The sequence below is a fragment of the Ideonella livida genome (assembly GCF_010499455.1).
GTDB lineage: Bacteria > Pseudomonadota > Gammaproteobacteria > Burkholderiales > Burkholderiaceae_C > Ideonella > Ideonella livida.
In genome coordinates, this window is record NZ_JAAGOH010000008.1 from 139,824 (window position 1) to 157,428 (window position 17,605).

The window sequence follows — 17,605 nt, forward strand, 5'->3', positions numbered from 1 at the left end:
CGGCTTTCCACTTCCTCCCGACCCGCCCATGAACACCACGCCTTCCTCCACCCTGGTGCCGGCCTGGCCGGACTCCACCGGCGCCCGGCGCGCCATCCTGGGCGCGCTGCGCCAGGCCGCGCCGTCCCAGGGCCTGCCCGTGCCCACGCTTGCGCCCTACCATGCCGGCCCCTTCGGCCGCGGCACCCTGGCCGACCCGCTGGACAGCACGGCCCTGCAGGCCCAGTTCACCGCCGCCGCCCAGGGTTGGCGGGCCGAGGTGCTGCACGCCACCCCGCAGACCTGGCCGCAGGCGGTGCGGGCTGCCCTGGACCGCCACGGGGCCCGTTGTGTGGCCTTTGGCGCCGCCAGTCCCAACGACCCCGGCTTCAGCGGTGTGCTCAAGGCCGAGGCCGCCGCCGGTGGCGCCCTGGACGGTCTCACCTTGCGACCTTTCGAACGTCCCCTGCAGGACTGGAAGGAGGAGCTCTTCGAGGGCGTGGACGCCGGCATCACCGCCGCCGCCGCCGGGGCCAGCGACACCGGCAGCCTGGTGCTGTGCACCGGCCCGGGCGAGCCGCGCACCCTGTCCCTGGTGCCACCGCTGCATGTGGCCGTGCTGCGGGCCAGCCGGCTGCGGCCCAGCCTGCCGCAGGCCTTTGCCGCCGTGGGGGTGGTGGGCGACGGACGCCAGCCCGCCGGCCCGCCGGACCTGCCCACCAACCTGCTGCTGGTCACCGGCCCCAGCAAGACCGCCGACATCCAGCAGGTGCTGGCCTTTGGCGCCCACGGCCCCAAGGCCCTGGTCATCGTGCTGGTCAACGACCTGGGCGACGCCCAGCCGGAGCACACCGCATGAACACCGCCGCCTCTGCCACCGCCCCGCGTCCGCCGGCCTCGACGAGCCATGAGGCGCCGCTGACCTTTGTGGACCCGCGCCGCTTCAAGGCCAACACCGCCGAGGCGGTGGACGACGCCCACCTGCGCGCCAGCTTCCGCAGCGCGATGGACTTCCTGCAGACCAAGCGCGCCGCGCATTTCGGCACCGCGAACATCGAGGGCTCGGGCCGTGACACGCCAGCCAACGGCCAGGCGGTGGACGCCTTCGAGGCGCTGCGTGGGGTGGGCGAAGCCATCCGCCAGTACAGCCTCTCGCACCTGCCGGCCCTGCTGGAACAGCTGGAGCAGCGCCTGACCGAGCGTGGTGTGCGGGTCCACTGGGCCCAGACGCCCGAGGAGGCCAACGCCATCTTCCTGGCCATTGCCCGGCGCCATCAGGCCGGCGGCATGGTCAAGGGCAAGAGCATGGTCAGCGAGGAGATCGAGCTCAACCACCGCATGGCCGAGCACGGCGTGCACTGCCTAGAAAGCGACATGGGCGAGTACATCGTCCAGCTCGCCGGGGAGCGGCCCAGCCACATCATCATGCCGGCGATCCACAAGACCAAGCAGCAGATCGCCCAGCTGTTTGCCGAGCAGATCCCCGACACGCCCTACACCGAGGACGTGGACGCGCTGATTGCCATCGGCCGGCGGGTGCTGCGCCACGAGTTCCGCGACGCCAAGATCGGCGTGTCCGGCGTGAACTTCCTGGTGGCCGAGACCGGCACCCTGGCCCTGGTGGAGAACGAAGGCAACGGCCGCATGTGCACCACCGTGCCGGATGTGCACATCGCCATCACGGGCATCGAGAAGGTGGTGGAGCGCCTGGAGCATGTGCTGCCGCTCTACGCGCTGCTCACCCGCTCGGCCACCGGCCAGGCGGTGACCACCTACCTCAACCTCATCAGCGGCCCGCGCCGGCCGGGTGAGCTGGACGGCCCGCAGGAGATGCACCTCATCCTGCTGGACAACGGCCGCAGCCAGGCCTATCGCGACGCCGATTTCCGCCCGACCTTGCAGTGCATCCGCTGCGGCGCCTGCATGAACCACTGCCCGGTGTACGCCCGCATCGGCGGCCTGGCCTACGGCACCACCTACCCCGGCCCCATCGGCAGCATCATCTCGCCGCACCTGCTGGGGCTGGAGCCCACGCAGGACCTGCCCACCGCCAGCAGCCTGTGCGGCGCCTGCGGTGAGGTCTGCCCGGTGGGCATCCCCATCCCCGAGCTGCTGATGCAGCTGCGCCATGCCGCCAAGCACGCCGCCCCGCCCGGGCAGACGCCGCTGGCCGGGCAGGCTGCCGCCACCGACTGGAAGGAAGCCGCCGCCTGGAAGGCCTGGGCCGGGGTCTACGCCAACCCCACCCTCTACCGCGGCTTCCTGGGCATGGCGCGCCGCCTGCGCGCCCTCACCCCGCCCTGGCAGGCCGGTTGGACCGAACATCGCACCCCACTCAAACCAGCCGCGCAAAGCCTGCGGGCGCGGCTCAAGGGGATGGATCTGGGGTGAGCGCCGGACGGCCGAACTGGCGGCCGAGGCCGACTGCCGGACAGACCGCCGGGTGCGCGTCCCCGGGCCGGGTTCAAGGCTCGATGCCCTGGCCAACCCCCTCGTCCCCGCCCTGGCGGCTGCGCATCACCGCCCAGGGCGTGGGGCCGGCGCGCCACTCCCAGGTGCACAGCAGCTGGTCCATGTGGGAGAGCGTGCGGGTCCAGGGTGGCAGGGTCCGGGGGGCCTGCAGGTCGGGCCAGAGCCAGGTGATGTCGTGGCTGGGGGCGAAGCGGGTTTGCAGCCGGTCCGCCAGGCCGGGGCGGAAGCACTCGTGCACCTCGACGATCAGGTCCACGGCCTGCAAGGCCGGCCAGGCCTGCGGGTTCAGCAGGCTTTCCTCGGCGCCCTCAATGTCGCAGAAGACCAGGGTGCGGCCCTGGGTCAGCGTGGCGAAGTCCTCGCCGCGCACTTCGCCACCCACGCGCACCCGGTCGCTCACGCCGTTGAGTTCGGCCAGGTGGGTGCAGGCCCGGCGGGCCGCGGGGTTGATGTCATGCGCCAGCACCGTGGCATGGGGCAGCAGGCGGGCCAGGCCCACGGCGTAGTAGCCCTCGGCGCAGCCGATGTCGATCACCGTCTGGTATCCCACCAGGGGCAGCGTGCGCAAGGTGGGATGCAGCTCGGCTTCGTAGCAGCCCAGGCAGCGCGGCAGGGTGGCGCCTTCGGCCGCCTGGGTGTAGCGCAGGCCGGCCAGCGGGCCGCCCCAGACCGTGTCGCCATGGTGCTGGCGGTGGGTGTTGACGAGCAGCTGCTGGCGCCAGCGGTTGAGCTGGCGCTGGGCACGTTCAAGCTGGCGCAGGGCCGGCTGCCCGGGCGCGTCCAGCAGTTGCTGCACCTGCTGGCGGGTGCCCAGGCTCAGGGGCGAGTCCTTTGCCGCCGGCGGCGGCGGGACGGGGGCGGGCGGCGTGAGGGTGGGGTCGGCGGCGTGCATCGCCCGATTGCACCCGCGCCGCCGGTCAGGCAGCCGCTGAAGTGGCGGGACAAACCGGCGCTTTTCAGTGCCTGGCGGGCTCAGGCCGGCAGGAAGCGTTTGGCCAGCACCTTGCCGGCATGCGCGCCCACCGCTTCACCCACCCGCTCGCTCACCTCGTCCTTGAGGTTGAAGTCGAAGTACACCCCCATCATGCCGGCGTTGGTCAGCTCCAGCGGGTGCGCGGCCACCAGGCGCATGGCCTTCAGGCGGAAGGGGCTGAGCTGGCGGGCCTTGGATTCGTATTCGGCCATCCACCCGGCGTCGGTGAAGGTCATCTTCACCGCCAGCGAGTCGAGGAAGCCGGTGTTGGCGATCAGGCTGCTCTGGGTGGCGGTGGCGATGTAGTGCGCGCCCAGGATGGGGGCCGTGGCGAAGAGTGCGGCCGGGTTGACATCGCGCCGGGGGTCGGCGCCCATGCGGGCGAGCAGGGCGTTGCCGGCGCGCATCTCCTTGAGGGTGTCCAGGATCCCGGCGACCTTGACGCAGAGCTTGGCCACCGCCACGGCGATGCTGGCCACCATGCTGCCCACGTTGCCGGTGAAGATCAGGCCGGTGACCGAGGCGGCGGCGTTGCCGGTGTCCAGCACCGCCTCCACGCCGGCGTCGGTGAGCTCACCGGTCAGGATCTGGTCCATGGCGCTGCGCGCGGCGGTGGTGAAGCGGTTGCTGGGGTCCAGCGCGGCGCCGGCGCGGCCCAGCTGGTAGCGCTGCACGGCGGCGCCCACCACCCCGCAGACCGACACCAGCATGTCGCCGCAGGCCTTGATCTGGCCGATGAAGGGCAGCACGGCGGCCACCAGGCCCTTGACGAATTCGACAAAGACGTTGGGCAGCAGGTCGATCAGCAGGTTGATCAGGGCCTCCAGCGCCAGGCCCAGGCCGGCCAGGATGGGCCCGAAGGCGGTGGCCAGGGCATCGCGCAGGGCGTCAAACACCTCCAGCAGGTGGTGGAAGGCCTGTCGCAGGCCTTGCAGCAGCATCTCGCCGCCGGCCTGGATGAGCCGGCCCAGGGCCAGCACGGCCTGGCCCACGCCAGACTCCGCCATCAGCTCGCCGACCGGCTCCAGGGTTTCGGCGATCTCCTCGCCCTGGTCCATCAGCTCGCTGGTGGCCTCCTTGATGGCGGTGTATTTGAAGGCGAGCTGCTTGCCCTGGAAGATGGCCGCGTAGTCGCCGCCGTGGCGGGCGGCCTTCATGGCGTTGATGGCGGTCTGGACGGCGTCGTTGCGGGCCATGGGGTGCTCCTCGGGGGTGGGATGGGGTGTGGGTGTGGGGGCGGGCGGTGTCAGGACGGCTCCGGGCCGCCCAGCAGGCGCATGAGGCGGCCGACATCGCCCTCCTCGCGCAACAGTTCCTGCATCAGCTCGGGCAGGGGCAGACGGCCCCAGCGCACAGCGCGCCGGATCAGGTAGGGCGTGGGGCTGTGGGGTTCGTGGTGCTGCAGGAAGTCGGCCACCTTCTCCAGCGCCGCGTAGGCGTCCTGGCGGTGGCGCAGGGGCAGCAGGTTGGGCGGCAGGCCGGGCGCGGGGGCGCCCGTGGGCGCCGGCGTGTCAGGGGACGGGGCGACGGGGCTCATCGGCGGGTTCTCCAGGGCGTTCTGGGCTGCCCGCAGCCAGGCCGCCGGCGGGGGGCCGGCCTCGGGCTGGGGTTCCGGCTCGGGTTCGGCGGGCGGTGCGGGCGGCGGCAGCCGGGGGGTGATGAGGGCGTCCAGCGCACGGCCCAGCTGCTCCAGTGTTTCGGCCACGCGGGCCAGGCTGGGGCCTTGCCGGCCCAGGCGGGCGTCCACCTGCAGGTCCAGGCGGGCCCATTCGCCGCTGAGCTGGCGCACCTGTTCGCGCCGGGCCTGCAGGGCGGCCAGGGGCTCGGCCAGCGGGGCGCGCAGCAATTCCTCGCGCGGGGGCAGGCGGTGGCGGTCGTCGGGCGGCGGGGTCTTGGGGCGGCGGGGGTTGCCGGGCTGGTCCTCCACCTTGAGGCTGCGGTCCCAGTCCTCCAGCACGATGCGTGGCGGTTTGCGCTCGGGCCAGCGCAGCAGCGTCACCTCCAGCCGCAGGCTCAGGGCCAGGGCCTCGTTGAGCCAGAACAGGGGCGCGGCGCGGGCTTCGGCATCGCCGTCGGCGTCCACCCGGGGGTGCAGGCCGTCCCAGTGCTGCGCCACCAGGCCGTTGAGGATGGTCAGGCCGGCGGCCAGGCCGTCCAGGCCGTAGAGGTGCACCCAGGCGTCGGTGAGCCAGGCGGCCACCTGCAGGTCCTTGCTGCGCTCGCGCAGCACGTGGGTGCACAGCAGCACCACACCCGGCCAGTCGGCCTTCTTGAGCGGGCGCTCCCACTCGCCCTGCGGCAGGCTGGGGTCGTCGGCTTCGCGGGCCAGTCGGATCTCGCCCATGACCCGGTCGTAGCGCAGGTCGGGTCCGGCCGGGTCGGGGCCGGCCAGCGGGGCCAGCAGGGCGTCAGGCTCGAAGAGCATGGGCGTCAGCGCGGGGGCAGCGGGTTCGGGACGCACGGTGGCCTCAGGTGGGGGACAGGGGCAGGCCTTCGGGCGCGCGCTGCGGGAAGGCCCCCGGCCACACCAGCGGCTGGCGCTTGCCCGGCGGGCTGACGGTCAGGCGGAAGAACACACGGGCCCGGCCCGGGCCGTCGGCGGGGGCTGCCGTGGCCCCCTCCACCAGCGCCAGTGGAATCTCCACCTTGAGCAGCAGGCTGCGGGCATCGCCCTTGCCGCTGGGCTCGGGCTCGCGGTGGCGCTGGATCCAGCTCAGCAGCGCCCAGGGATCGGCATAGCGCTGGATGACGGTGCGGCCCTCCACGCTTTGCGGGGGCTGGCCCGGTGTGCCCGGCCCCTGTGCCCCCCCCGCGGTGGGCTGTGGCCGCAGCGGGCCGTCCTTGGCCAGGCGCAGCACCAGGGCGATGGGCATGCCGGGGCTCCAGCGCAGGGCACGGGGCGGCTCGCGCCAACCCAGGCGCTGGGGCCCCACTTCCAGGGCCCAGTCGATCACATGGCTGCCGGCCAGCTCGCCGGCCACATGGGCCCGGAATTCCACCGCCAGGTCCAGGGCGGCCGGCGTGGTCTCGTCCGCCGGCAGCAGCGGTGCCAGCCAGGCCCGGGTCCGGTCCATCTGCTCGGCAAAGCGGCGCAGGGCCAGGGCCTGCGGCTGACGCGGGTCCTGCCCGGCCTCGCGCCAGGCGCGGGCGGCCTGGTCCCAGGCGGGCAGCAGGGCGGCCAGTTCGTCCAGCTCCATGGCCGGTGCCTCCGGGCCCCAGCCCGGGGCGGCAAAGGGCGGCCGGCCGGCGGCCTGCTGGTTGAACAGCGTGCCAAAGCGGGCCAGCGCCTCACGCTGGGCCACGGCGCGCAGTTCGCCACAGCGCTGGGCCAGGGCGCTGGCCAGCTGCAGCTGGCGCTCGGCGGCCAGGTCGTGGCCGCGCGACAGGCTGGCCGGTCGCAGGGCAGTGCGCTGGGTGCAGTTGTCCACGTCCACCTCGGCCAGGCCCAGCAGCCAGTTCTCCAGCTGCAGCAGGCTGCTGTTGGGGTTCTTCAGGCGGTAGCGCTCCAGGTCCTGGTGCAGGGCGCCCCAGCGTTCGGCCAGGCTGTTGCTGCGGCTGCCCAGGGCCTGCAGCAGCGGGGCGGCGGCCTGGTCCAGGGCCTCCAGCCGGGCGCGCTGCTGGCCCAGGTAGGCGGCCAGGGCGCCGGCGTCAGCCTGGCCGAAGGCGGCGTAGGCGGGGCCCTTGTCACCGGTCCAGGCGCTGAAACCGCGGCCGGCAGGGGTGAACAGTTCGGCACGCTGCAGCGCCTCGTCCAGGCGGCGCAGGCGGCTGCTGGCGTCGCTGGCCATCAGGCCCTGCAGGGTGTCGGCCTGCGCGGCGGCGCCCAGCTCCGTCAGCAGGGCCTGCAGGCGCACCAGGCGCTGGCGCTCGGCCTCGGTGGGGCCCTCGCCGCCCGGGCGTCCGCCCGGCACCCGGGCCAGGGCCAGGTGGTCCAGCACCTGCACGGCCACCTGCTGGTCGATCAGGCCGGCCAGGGCTTCGCGCAGCTCGGCCGGCGCCTTGGGCACCAGCTCGGTCTGCAGGCGCTTGCGCAGGTCGGCCCCTGCCAGCGCCAGGTCCAGCCGGGCGGTGTCCCAGGCCAGCAGGCCGCTGGGGCCTTCGGACAGCTCGCGCGGCGCGCCGCTGGCCATGAGGGGTAGGGCATAGAGCTGGGCCAGGGCGTCGCGCAGGCCGGCCAGCGAGGGCTCCAGCACCCAGCGGGCCTGGGTGGCGTCCCACACCACGCCGCCGGCCAGGGGCTGGGCCTCCAGCGCGGCCAGCTGGGCCTGCAGCTGGCGCAGGCCGGTGTCGCCCTGTTCGCGCAGCTGCTGGGCGGCGGCGGGCCCCAGCAGGCCCTGGGCGGCGGTGCGGGCCAGCAGCTGCTCCCAGGCGGCGCCGGGGCGCAGCCCATCCTGCAGCAGCCACTGGCCGCCACCGCGCTGCAGCAGCAGGTCGGCTGTGCGCAGGGTTTCCAGCAGGGTGCGCCAGGCGTCCACGCGGTCGGCCGCTTGTTCGTCGTCGGCGGGCTCCAGACGCTGGGCCAGCTGTTCGCCCAGCCGCGTGCGCAGGGCCAGCAGGTCGTTCCGGACCAGGCCGCGCTGCCACAGCTCGGCGGCGCGGCGCTGCACGCCGCAGTGCAGGGCCAGCTGCAGCCCGTTCAGGGTGAAGCCGGCGCTGCGCACCCGTTGGCTGCGGAACAGGGCGGCGGCATGGTCGGGCTGGCCCGGCAGGTCCACGCCCAGCGTGGTGCGCACCAGCAGCCGCAGGTCCTGGCCGTCGGCGGCGGCGGCGGGGTCCAGCAGGCGCTGCATGGCGGCGGCGGCCTGGTCGATCTGGCCGGAGGCGCCAATCTGGTCCATCAGGCGGGCAAATTCGGGCAGGTCCTCCAGGCCCAGGGTGGGGCGGGTCGCGGCCAGGTCGGTGGGGCGCGGGGGCTCACAGGGGGCGCCGGCGATCAGCTCGCCGGTGGCCGGGTCCTGCGGCACGCCGGTGAGCTGGGCGGCCTGGTCGTAGAGGGCGCTGCGCAGCGTGACCACCGCCAGGTCGGCGAAGGCGCTCTCCAGCCGCTGGCGCACCCGGGCCGGCAGGCCCTCCACCACCGGCCAGGAGCCGGGCATGAAGACCGACCACAGGCGCCGCTGGTCCATCTGCTCCATCAGCTGCAGCAGGGCCAGCGTGCGCTGGCGCTGCCAGTCCGGCGGCAGGGGCTGGCCCTGGCGGCTGGCGCGGGCCTGGGTGTCCAGGTCGGCCTGCAGCTGGGTCAGTACCCCCTGCAGCACGCCGGTCTGCTGGTGCAGCACCACACTGCCCAGGCCCAGCCCCAGGGCCCAGGCGCCGGTCAGGCCCCAGGCGCCCCAGCGCAGTCCGCGGTGCATCAGGGGCCGGGTGAGCTGCTGGGTGCCGGAGGGTCGGGTCAGGCCCAGCTCCTGGAAGATCTTCTGCTCGAACAGGTCACGCAGGAACACCGGCTGGCGCAGCGGTGCGTCGTCCAGGTCGGCGTCCAGGGCCGGCGGGGCCGGTGGCGCGGCCAGGCGGGGCGGTGGGGCGGCGCCTTCGGTGGCCTCGGCGTCGTCGCGGTCCCAGCCGGTCCGCACGCTGGGGTCTGCCAGGGCGGCCGCAGGCGGGGTCTGGTCCCAGGCCTGCGCCTCCAGGGCCGCGGCAGCGGCCAGACCGGCGTCTGCGGTGAGGTAGAGACCGCGCAGGATGAAGGGCTCGTGGTAGGCGCTGGGCCGCATCAGCTCGTCCAGGTAGAGCTGCAGGGCCGGCTGCAGACCGGCCAGGCGGGAGGGCAGCAGCACCAGCGGGGTGGCGTCCTCGGGGGGCAGGGGGGGGCCGGGTTGGGCAAAGCGTTCGGCGCAGCTGTCGGCCACGGTGCGGCGCACATGGCCCAGGGCCTCGGCCACCCACTCGGGGCGGTAGCCGGTGGCCAGGTCGTAGGGGCTGGACCAGCCCAGCATGCAGCGGCGCAGCATGTCGGGCAGGGCGCGCGCATAGGCGCCAAAGCCGGGCACCCGTTCAGTGCCGGAGACCACCACATACAGCGCGAAGCGCATGGCAAAGCGGTTCTGCGCCAGCCACAGGCGGCGGTGGGCCCGCCGGGCCATGCGCACCAGCGCCTGGCGGGCCTCGGGGTGGGGGTCGAGCAGCAGCGCCGCCGGCACGGTGACCACCAGCGCGTCAAAGGGACGTTCGGGCCGGTAGTCGCGGCACAGGCCCAGGAAATCGTCCCAGGTGCGGTCGGCCTGGGCCTCGCCGGCGGCGCCAGGGCGGTCGGGCTCGCCCAGGGCGGCGCCTTGCACGTCGACCACCAGGCCCTTGTCGAAGAAGTGCCAGGCCAGGCCCGGGGTGGCCACGCGGGCGGCGGCGTCGCTGCCCAGGGCGCAGGCCACGCCGGCCTCGGCCAGCGGCAGCACCTGGCCGCCCTCGCTGCCGTCGTCGCCTTCATCAAGCACCAACACCCAGGGCAGCTGGTAGCGCTGGGCGCGCGGGGCCAGGCTGGACTCCACCAACTCCACCGCCTGCCGGAAGGATTGGCGCAGCCCTTCAGCCTGCAGCCGCGGGGCGGCCCGCCGGCCGGCGGGCGCACGGGCGTCCTGCGACCGGGTGGCCGCCCGCAACACCAGGGCCAGCACCGCCAGCACCAGCAAGATCAGCAGGCCCAGGCTGGCCAGGACAAGGTGGTCGGAGAGGAACATGGGGGCTCCGGGGCGCTCAGCGCGGGGCGGTGGCCCGGGGGCCGGGGGCGGTGGCCGCGGGGCCGCCGGGCAGTTCGCCCAGGGCCTGGCGCAGGCCCCAGGTGGGCCAGAGCCACAGCAGTTCGGAGCACAGCAGCAGGGCCAGCAGGCTGGCCCCCCACACCAGCGACCAGCGGCTGAGGCCACGGCGCCGGCGCGCGGCCAGGTGCGACAGGGTGCTGGCGTAGGCCTGCGGGTCCAGCGGGCGGTCGCGCTCGCCCAGGCCGGGCGGGCGTTGCCAGGCGAACTGGAACAGCTCTTGGCGCAGGCCGGCCAGGCGGCCGTCGTCGGGCTGGCCGCGCAACCGGCCCTGGAAGCCCAGCGCCAGCGCGGTGAGGTAAAGCCGGGCCAGGGGGCGCAGGGCCGGTTCGCGGTCGGCCAGCAACTGCTCGATGTCGTCCAGCACCCGGTCGCCCGCGATGCTGCTGCGGAACAGCGCTGCCTCCAGCAGGTGCTGCGGCCACAGCGCGCGGCCGGGCCAGTCGCGGCTGAGCAGCCATTCGTCGGCCAGGGCGGCCTTGAGGTAACGCACCTGGGTGGCGATCTGGGCGGCGGCCTGGCCGGCGGGGCCGGCGCGGCGCTGGCCCAGGGCCTGCACGCCAATGAGGTTGCGCAGGTGGCGGTGCAGGCCTCGCACGGCCTGCTCCAGGGCGCTGGCGTCCTGGGGGTCCAGGGGCTGGTGCAGGGCCAGCTCCAGCTCCTCGATGAATTCGCGCAGACCGGCCTCCAAGCCCTCCTCGGGATCGGCCGGGGGCAGGCCCGCGGCCGGGCGCGCTGCCCGCGGGGCGGGACGGGGGCCGGTGGCGGCGGGGGCGGTGGCGGGCCTCATGGGGACGGCGGTGTCGGTCATGGCGCGGCCTCCTTCAGCCCTTGACAAAGAGCACCGCCTCCAGCGGGCGGCGCTGGGGGTCGGTCTCGCTGGGGTTGCCGATGCGCAGGCGCTCGCCCGGCCGCAGCCCGGTGCCGGCGGTGTCGATCTCGAACAGGGTGTAGGGCCCGCCGGCGCGCAGGCCCAGCTCGGGCACCTGCTCCACGGGCTGGCGGGCGGCGCCCAGCACGCGGCGTTCGCGCAGCGAGGGCCACAGCGCCGCCCCGCCGATGGCCGCCCCGGCCATCCAGGCCTGCAGCGCGGCCTGCCCCTCGCCCCGCAGGCCCAGCACCAGGCGCGGCGCCAGCCACGGGCCGGCCATCTCCAGGCTGAAGTGGTCCTCCTGCCAGTGCAGCGGCTGCAGCCGGTGCTCCTGGCTCACCTGGTCCAGTGCCTGGGCCACGGCGTCCAGCAGGGGCTCGAAGCAGGCTTGCGGCCGGGCGTGGTCGTAGGCCGGCGGCAGCGGCGGCAGGCCACCGGCCTGCAGGCCGGCCAGCGGACCCAGGGCCTGGGCCAGCGTGACGTACAGGGCCCAGGGGTGCAGGCCATCGGTCTGCAGCACCGCCTCCAGCGCGGCCAGGGGGGCGCCCAGGGCCTGCAGCCGGGCGCGCTGCTCCAGCTGCACCACCCGGTCTTCCAGGCGGGAGCTGGCCGGCAGGCTTTGACGCGCCACGTAGGCGGCCTTGCTGCGCCACAGGGCGGCCAGCTGCCAGGCCCGCTGCCACAGCGGGTGCTGGCGCTCCAGCCGGCGCATCGGCGCCCAGGGGCCGGCCAGGCGCAGCAGGGCGTTGTCCTGGGCCAGGTGGCACAGCGGCAGGGCCTGCCACAGGCCGGGGGGCTGGGGGCCGGCGGCCAGGCCCAGGGCGGGCAGCAGGCGCGGCAGGTCGGCGGGCTCGGCCTCGGAGACCTCGTCGGCCACCGGCTCGCCCACCACACCCCGAAACCGCGCCGGGGTCTGGCTCAGGCGCATGGAGCGCTCGCGCGGCAGGGTCAGCCAGATCGCCAGGCGGCCCTCGGCCTCCAGGGCGGTGCGGTGCGGCGCCAGGTCCAGCTCCAGGGGGGCGTGGGCGCCGTCCAGGGCGTCGTGGCGCACGGCGGTGCCATCGGGCAGCACCGCGTCCAGGGCCAGCACGCGCAGCCGGCCGGCGCTGAGCAGGGCGGTGTCGATGTCCAGCCGGCCCAGGCCCCAGGCCAGGGGGGCGGCGGCCAGCAGGGTCCAGGCGGCCAGGGCGTCGGTGCGGGCCTGCAGCTGCTGGAAGTGCTGGGGGGCCAGCAGCATGCCTTCATGCCACTGCAGGCGCTCGGGGGGCCAGGCGGGGACGGCGGCGGAGGCAGGGAGGTCGCTCATCATGGGGTGTTCGTCCTCAAGGGGGCCAGCGTGAAGCCGCGCGGACCCAGCCGCACAGTCGCGCCCGTGAAATCTTCCGGTAGTCGTGCCCGGTGTTCGCCCGGGCTGAGGTAGTCGGCAAAGATCAGCACGCCGCTCACGCGGGGCGAGCCCAGCAGTGCCTCGCTCAGGCGCAGGCTCTGACCGGGCACCAGCTCCACGCTGTGCACCCGCAGGCCATCGGGCCAGGTGCGTTGCAGCTCCTCGCGGGTGGTGAACCATTTGGCCGCGGGCAGCGCCTGCAGGGTCTGCAGCAGTTCGGCGTCCCGCACAAACAGCACGTCCACGGCCACGGCGGTGGACTGGTTGGCGTCGGGGCTGGCCTGCAGCAGCAGGCCTTCCCAGCTCAGCCACTGCGGCACCGGCGGGCCGCCGAAGGTGTTGGCCGTGGCCGAGCCGATGGCCTTGGCCACCTGGCCCACGCCGGCACAGCCTCCCAGGCCCAGGCCGGCCGCCAGCAGGGCCAGTGCGGTCAGGCGGCGCCGGGCAGCACGGTGGGGCCGCGGGGGCCGCGACGGGCCCGGCATGGGCCGTGAAGGCGGGCGGCTCATCGGGCGCGCTCCTGCAAGGTGGGGAGGGCCGGGCCCACCGGGCCGGGCCCGGCCGCCGTGGGCTGTGCGGGCCCGCCGGCGGCGGTCCGGGTCTGGCCCGCCTGCCAGCCGCGCTGCCAGCCCAGGCCCAGGCCCAGTGCCAGGCTCAACAAGGCGGCCAGCAGCAAGGCGGCGGCGGCGGTGGCCAGGGCGGAGCCGGCCAGCTCCAGGCGCAGGGCCGGGGGCGGTGCGCGCAGTGGGGCGTCGGCCTGACGTTCTGAAGGCAGGCCACGGCTGACCGCTCCCACCAGCACCGCCACGGCCAGCAGGGTCAGCAGGTTGCGGGCCGGGTCGGCCAGCCGGTCCAGCAGCAGCAGGGTGGGCAGCACGGCCTCGCCCGGCAGGTGCCACCATTGCATCAGCAGGGCCGCGGCCCCCAGTCCGCCCCAGGGGCCGGCGGCCGGGGCCAGCAGGGCGGCGGCCGCGGCCGCCGCCCCCAGGGCCAGCGCATCGTGCAGGCCCGGCGCCAGCCCATAGAGCTGGGCGACGAAGACCGCCACGCCGGCGGCCTGCAGCGCGTGGCCCACCCGCAGCGCCACCGCGCCCAAGGGCAGCAGCAGGTCCACCGCACCACGGCTGAAACCCAGCCGGTCGCACAGCGCCTGCACGGCCGGCGGCACCGCGGCCACCGCGTTGGGCGAGCAGGCGGCCACCAGCAGCGGTGCCTGCAGGCTGGCCAGCACCTGGGCCGGGCCGCACTGGGCCTGGCGGCACAGGGCCACCACCGCCAGGGCTGCCAGGCCCAGGCAGCCCGCCAGCAGGGTGCCCAGCAGCGCGGCCAGCGCCCACAGCGGGCGTCCCTCGGTGTGGCTGGCCAGCTCGGCCGCCAGGCCGGCCACCAGCAAGGGCAGGCCGCGGTTGGCCAGGGCGATGAGGTGCTCGAGCGCGCGGTAGACCGCGTCCAGCTGACTGGCCAGCGCCGCCTGCCGCGCAGCCGGCCGGCGGGCCAGGGCCAGGCCAAAGAGCAGGGCGCAGCCCAGCACCACGGGCAGGGCCTCCTGCACCAGGGCGGCAAAGGGGTTGTCCGGCAGGATCGCCGGGGGCGCGATGGGGCGGGCCGGGGTGGCCACCACCGCGCCGTAGCGCTGCAGCTCGGTGCCACCGGCCTCGCCGCCCTGGGCCTGCAGCACCCGGCCCAGGGTGGCCTGGTCGGTCCAGGACAGGTCCTGGCCGGGCTGGACGGCCAGGGCCAGCAGGCCACCGCTGAGGCCGCCCAGCAGCAGCAGGCCCAGGCCCAGCGCTGTGGCCATCAGGCCGCGGCGGCCGGGGTGGGGCAGGGCCAGCAGCTTGCGCACGCCGGCGGCGGTGGCCACGCCCAGCAGCGGCAGCGCGGCCATCTGCAGCAGGTTGACCAGCAGGCCGCCGGCCAGGGCCAGCGCCGCCTGCAGGGCCGGCACCAGGGCGCCGGCCAAGGCCCCCAGCAGCGCGGCGGCCAGCAGCACCGGCGGGCGGCCATGCCAGCCTGATGCGGCGGCGGCGTTGGTGAGGGCGGACATCGTGGCGTGGCGGTCGGGTCAGGCCGCCCGGGGCAGGGGAGTGGCCGACCCGGCGGCGCCTCGGTTCCAGCCCTGGGCCAGGCCGTGCTGCACGCAGGCGCGGGCCAGCTCCAGCGAGCTGTCCACCAGCGCCAGGCCGTCGGCATGGGCGTAGAGCATGGCCAGCGGGATTTCGGTGCAGCCCATGATGACGGTGGCTGCGCCGCGCTGGCGGGCGCGGCGCAGCACCTCATCCAGGGCCCGGCCGCTGGCCGCCATGTCGCCGGCTTTGACGGCGCGGATGCAGTCGTCCACCCAGGGTTGCTCGGCCTCGGGGTCAGGCACGTCGGCGGTGATCTGGCGCTCGGCCAGGGCGCGCTGGTAGAAGCCGCTGGCCAGGGCGCCGCGCGTGGCCAGCACGCAGGCGCTGCCGCCGGCAGGCAGGGCCTGCACACAGGTGCGGGCGATGTGCAGGATGGGCGCGCCGCTGGCCGCGGCCATGGCCTCGTACCAGTGGTGCGAGGAGTTGCAGGGGATGGCGATGAGCCCGGCGCCGGCGGCGTTGAGCAGGGCGATGCCGCGCAACAGGGCGGGCAGCGGGTCGGGGCCCTGGCCCAGGATGGCGCGGCTGCGGTCGGGCACCTGCGGCAGGTGGCTGACGACCACCGGCAGGTGCTCCTGGTCACAGCGGGCGGGTGTCAGGGCCACCAGCTTGCCCAGGAAGTCCACCGTGGCGGCCGGGCCCATGCCGCCGAGGATGCCGATGCAGCTCATGGTCCTGCTCCCGGGGTTCAGAGCTTGAGGGGCCGGGGGCACACCAGCGCCACCGCCGCGGAGTTGCCGATGACGATGACCAGGGTGCGCAGCATGTCGCACAGCGGGTCCACCGCCACGAAAAGGATGAAGGCCGCCTCGAAGGGCAGGCCCAGGTAGCCGCAGGCCATGCCGGTGAGCGACACCGTGACCAGCCCGCTCATGCCGGCCGAGGCAAAACCCGCCAGCACCGAGGCTGCCAGCACCAGCATCACCTCGCCGCCGCTGAGGCTGCGGCCATAGAGCTGGGCGATGAACAGCGTGGCGCTGACGTAATACAGCACCGGCCCCAGCCGCAGCAGCGACACCGACAGCGGCACCAGCAGCTCCACCCGGGTGCGGGCAAAGCCCAGGCGCTCGACCAGCGACTCGATCATCACCGGCATGCACGAGGCGCTGGAGCGTGTGGCCAGTGCCAGGGCGAAGGGGCCGCGCAGCGCGTCCAGCACTGCGCCCAGCGGCTGGCCGGCACGGCGCCACAGCAGCGCCACCGCCCCGGCCAGCAGCAGGGCGGCCGCCAGCCCGAAGGCGGCGACAAACTGCAGCATCGCCACCAGAGGCTCCAGCCCGGTGCGCGCCAGCTGCGCCGCGCTCATGCACAGCAGCACCACCGGCAGCGGGTAGTTGAGCCAGCGGGTCAGGGTCTGGCAGCTCTGGTAGACCGTCTCCAGCGAGCGGGTGAGGCCCTCGGACACCCGCTGCGGCACCTGGCCCACCGCAAAGCCGAACAGCAGGGCGAAGACCAGGGCCTTGAGGGTGTCACCCCCGGCCAGCGCCGCGAAGATGTTGGCCGGCACCAGGCTGGCCAGCACCTGCACCACGCCCACGGTCTTGGCCGGCGCGTCCTCGCCATGCAGCTCCAGGGCGGTGTCGCTGGCGCCCAGGTCGCTGCCGACGATGCGGCCGAAGGTCTCCAGCGTCTCGCGCGGCAGCTGGGCCCCCGGTTGCCACAGCAGCAGCACCACGGCGCCGGCCAGGGCGGTCAGCGCGGCCGCGCCGGCAAACACCAGCGTCACCCGGCCCAGGATGCGGGCGGTGCCACCTTCATGGAACAGGCGCTGCAGGCTGAAGATGACCGCTGAGACCATGAAGGGCAGCACGATCATCTTCATGAGGTCCACATACAGGTCGCCCACGAAGGCCAGGCGCAGCGCGGTGTCCGGTGCCGCGGCGCCCAGGGCGAAACCGCCGGCCAGGCAGCCCAGGATCACCCAGGGGTTGAGCGCCCAGGCGTAGAGCCGGGCGGCCCAGCCTGACGGCGGGGCGGGCGGCGGGGCGGGCACGGCAGGCGGTCCGGCGTCCAGGGGGGCGGTGGCGTCTTGAGGGGGGGGCATGGCGGACTCTCTGCAGCGCGTGGGGGCGGCGGATGGGGGCGGTGGGCAGGCGGGGCGGCGGGGCTCAGACGCCCACGGCGCGCAGCACCTTGTCCACGTCCAGCTTGTCGTTGCGCTGGGCCAGGAACAGGTCCACGAACTGATGCAGCAGCGGCGCGTCGGCGCCCACGGCAATGCCCAGCGTGTCCTCCAGGTCCTTCAGGGTGATCGTGCGCAGGGTGAGCGAGGCGGTGGGGTCGCTGCGCAGCAGGCGCTTGACCTCGAACTCGTCGCGGTAGGCGCCCACCACCTCACCGCTGCGCACGGCGGCCACCACCTGCTCCCAGCCCGGGTAGGGCCGCAGCTGGGCCTGCGGGAAGTGGCGCTTGGCGTAGTCGGCGAAGCTGGAGTTGGCGATCACGCCGATGGTGCCGTTGAACTGCCGCACCACCTCGCCCACCGCCTTGTCACGGGCCAGCCGGGCGAAGGCCAGGCGGTTGAGCACCAGCGCATGGTTCAGGCGCAGGTAGGGGGCCGAGAAGCGGATCACCTGCGCCCGGGCCAGGGTGCGGGAGAGCTTGCTGATGCCCACGTCGGCCTCGCCCCGGGCCACCAGGTCCACCACGCCGTTGAAGTTCCTGGCCTCGCGCACGAAGCGCACCGGCACCTTCAGCTCCCGGGCCAGGTCCTTGGCCATGTCCACCTCCAGCCCCACCAGCTCATGCTGGCTGAGGTGGAAGAAGGGCGGCGTGTCCACCGCCAGCATGGCCACCCGCAGCTCGCCCCGCATCACCAGTGCGGCCACGTCGGGCGCCAGCAGGCGGCCGTCGGGCATGCGCACCAGCGGGCCGGGCACGGGCGGGCTGGCGGCAGGGGCGGGCGCCGGGCCCGTGGCCGGCGTGGCGGGGGCGGCCCGCACCCCCAGCGTCGGCAGCAGGCCCAGGGAGACGGCGGCCCAGCCCAGGGCACGGCGCCGGCGGGGTTGGAGCGGGGTGGGGGAAGCGGCGATGGGCATGGCGGTG

At 75.0% G+C, this 17,605-nt stretch carries 13 protein-coding genes; 2 read left to right on the top strand and 11 right to left on the bottom strand.

Annotated elements, in window-relative coordinates; all coding sequences use genetic code 11:
- Positions 1–28: 28 nt before the first annotated feature.
- Both G3A44_RS09095 and G3A44_RS09100 read left to right on the top strand, forming a co-directional pair.
- Complete coding sequence (locus G3A44_RS09095) at positions 29–838, top strand: LutC/YkgG family protein (RefSeq protein WP_163457192.1); 810 nt, start codon at positions 29–31, stop codon at positions 836–838.
- Positions 835–2,370: a lactate utilization protein B gene (locus tag G3A44_RS09100; RefSeq protein WP_163457193.1), complete on the top strand. Its 1,536-nt coding sequence runs from the start codon at positions 835–837 to the stop codon at positions 2,368–2,370. The genes G3A44_RS09095 and G3A44_RS09100 overlap by 4 nt, the downstream gene beginning before the upstream one ends.
- Before the next feature lie 73 nt (positions 2,371–2,443).
- Here G3A44_RS09100 and G3A44_RS09105 read toward each other — a convergent pair whose 3' ends face one another.
- The 11 genes from G3A44_RS09105 to G3A44_RS09155 all read right to left on the bottom strand — a co-directional run.
- The gene (locus tag G3A44_RS09105; RefSeq protein WP_163457194.1) at positions 2,444–3,343 is read right to left on the bottom strand and encodes a class I SAM-dependent methyltransferase; all 900 of its coding nucleotides are present in this window, start codon (positions 3,341–3,343) and stop codon (positions 2,444–2,446) included.
- An 80-nt stretch (positions 3,344–3,423) separates the two neighbouring features.
- Entirely contained in the window at positions 3,424–4,620 is a 1,197-nt protein-coding gene (locus G3A44_RS09110) for a hypothetical protein (protein ID WP_163457195.1), read from the bottom strand.
- Between the two features lie 50 nt (positions 4,621–4,670).
- Positions 4,671–5,885, bottom strand: coding sequence for a type VI secretion system protein TssA (tssA, locus tag G3A44_RS09115; protein ID WP_163457196.1), 1,215 nt, complete (start codon positions 5,883–5,885; stop codon positions 4,671–4,673).
- 7 nt (positions 5,886–5,892) lie between these two features.
- Positions 5,893–10,098: a type VI secretion system protein gene (locus G3A44_RS09120; protein WP_163457197.1), complete on the bottom strand. Its 4,206-nt coding sequence runs from the start codon at positions 10,096–10,098 to the stop codon at positions 5,893–5,895.
- 16 nt (positions 10,099–10,114) lie between these two features.
- Entirely contained in the window at positions 10,115–10,987 is an 873-nt protein-coding gene (locus tag G3A44_RS09125) for a DotU family type IV/VI secretion system protein (protein WP_163457198.1), read from the bottom strand.
- 13 nt (positions 10,988–11,000) lie between these two features.
- Entirely contained in the window at positions 11,001–12,353 is a 1,353-nt protein-coding gene (tssK, locus tag G3A44_RS09130; RefSeq protein ID WP_163457199.1) for a type VI secretion system baseplate subunit TssK, read from the bottom strand.
- Complete coding sequence (locus G3A44_RS09135; RefSeq protein ID WP_163457200.1) at positions 12,353–12,943, bottom strand: hypothetical protein; 591 nt, start codon at positions 12,941–12,943, stop codon at positions 12,353–12,355. The genes tssK and G3A44_RS09135 overlap by 1 nt, the downstream gene beginning before the upstream one ends.
- Positions 12,940–14,478 carry a cation:dicarboxylate symporter family transporter gene (locus tag G3A44_RS09140; protein ID WP_163457201.1) on the bottom strand — a complete coding sequence of 513 codons (1,539 nt, stop codon included), beginning with the start codon at positions 14,476–14,478 and terminating at the stop codon, positions 12,940–12,942. Before G3A44_RS09140 ends, G3A44_RS09135 begins: the two co-directional genes overlap by 4 nt.
- Positions 14,479–14,496: 18 nt before the next feature.
- Positions 14,497–15,231: a cysteate racemase gene (gene cuyB / locus G3A44_RS09145; protein WP_163457202.1), complete on the bottom strand. Its 735-nt coding sequence runs from the start codon at positions 15,229–15,231 to the stop codon at positions 14,497–14,499.
- A gap of 17 nt (positions 15,232–15,248) precedes the next feature.
- A complete protein-coding gene (locus G3A44_RS09150; protein ID WP_163457203.1) occupies positions 15,249–16,604 on the bottom strand; it encodes a dicarboxylate/amino acid:cation symporter in 1,356 nt (451 codons plus the stop codon).
- A 64-nt stretch (positions 16,605–16,668) separates the two neighbouring features.
- Positions 16,669–17,605: ABC transporter substrate-binding protein (locus tag G3A44_RS09155; RefSeq protein ID WP_239061770.1), on the bottom strand; the 937-nt coding region annotated here is incomplete at its 5' end.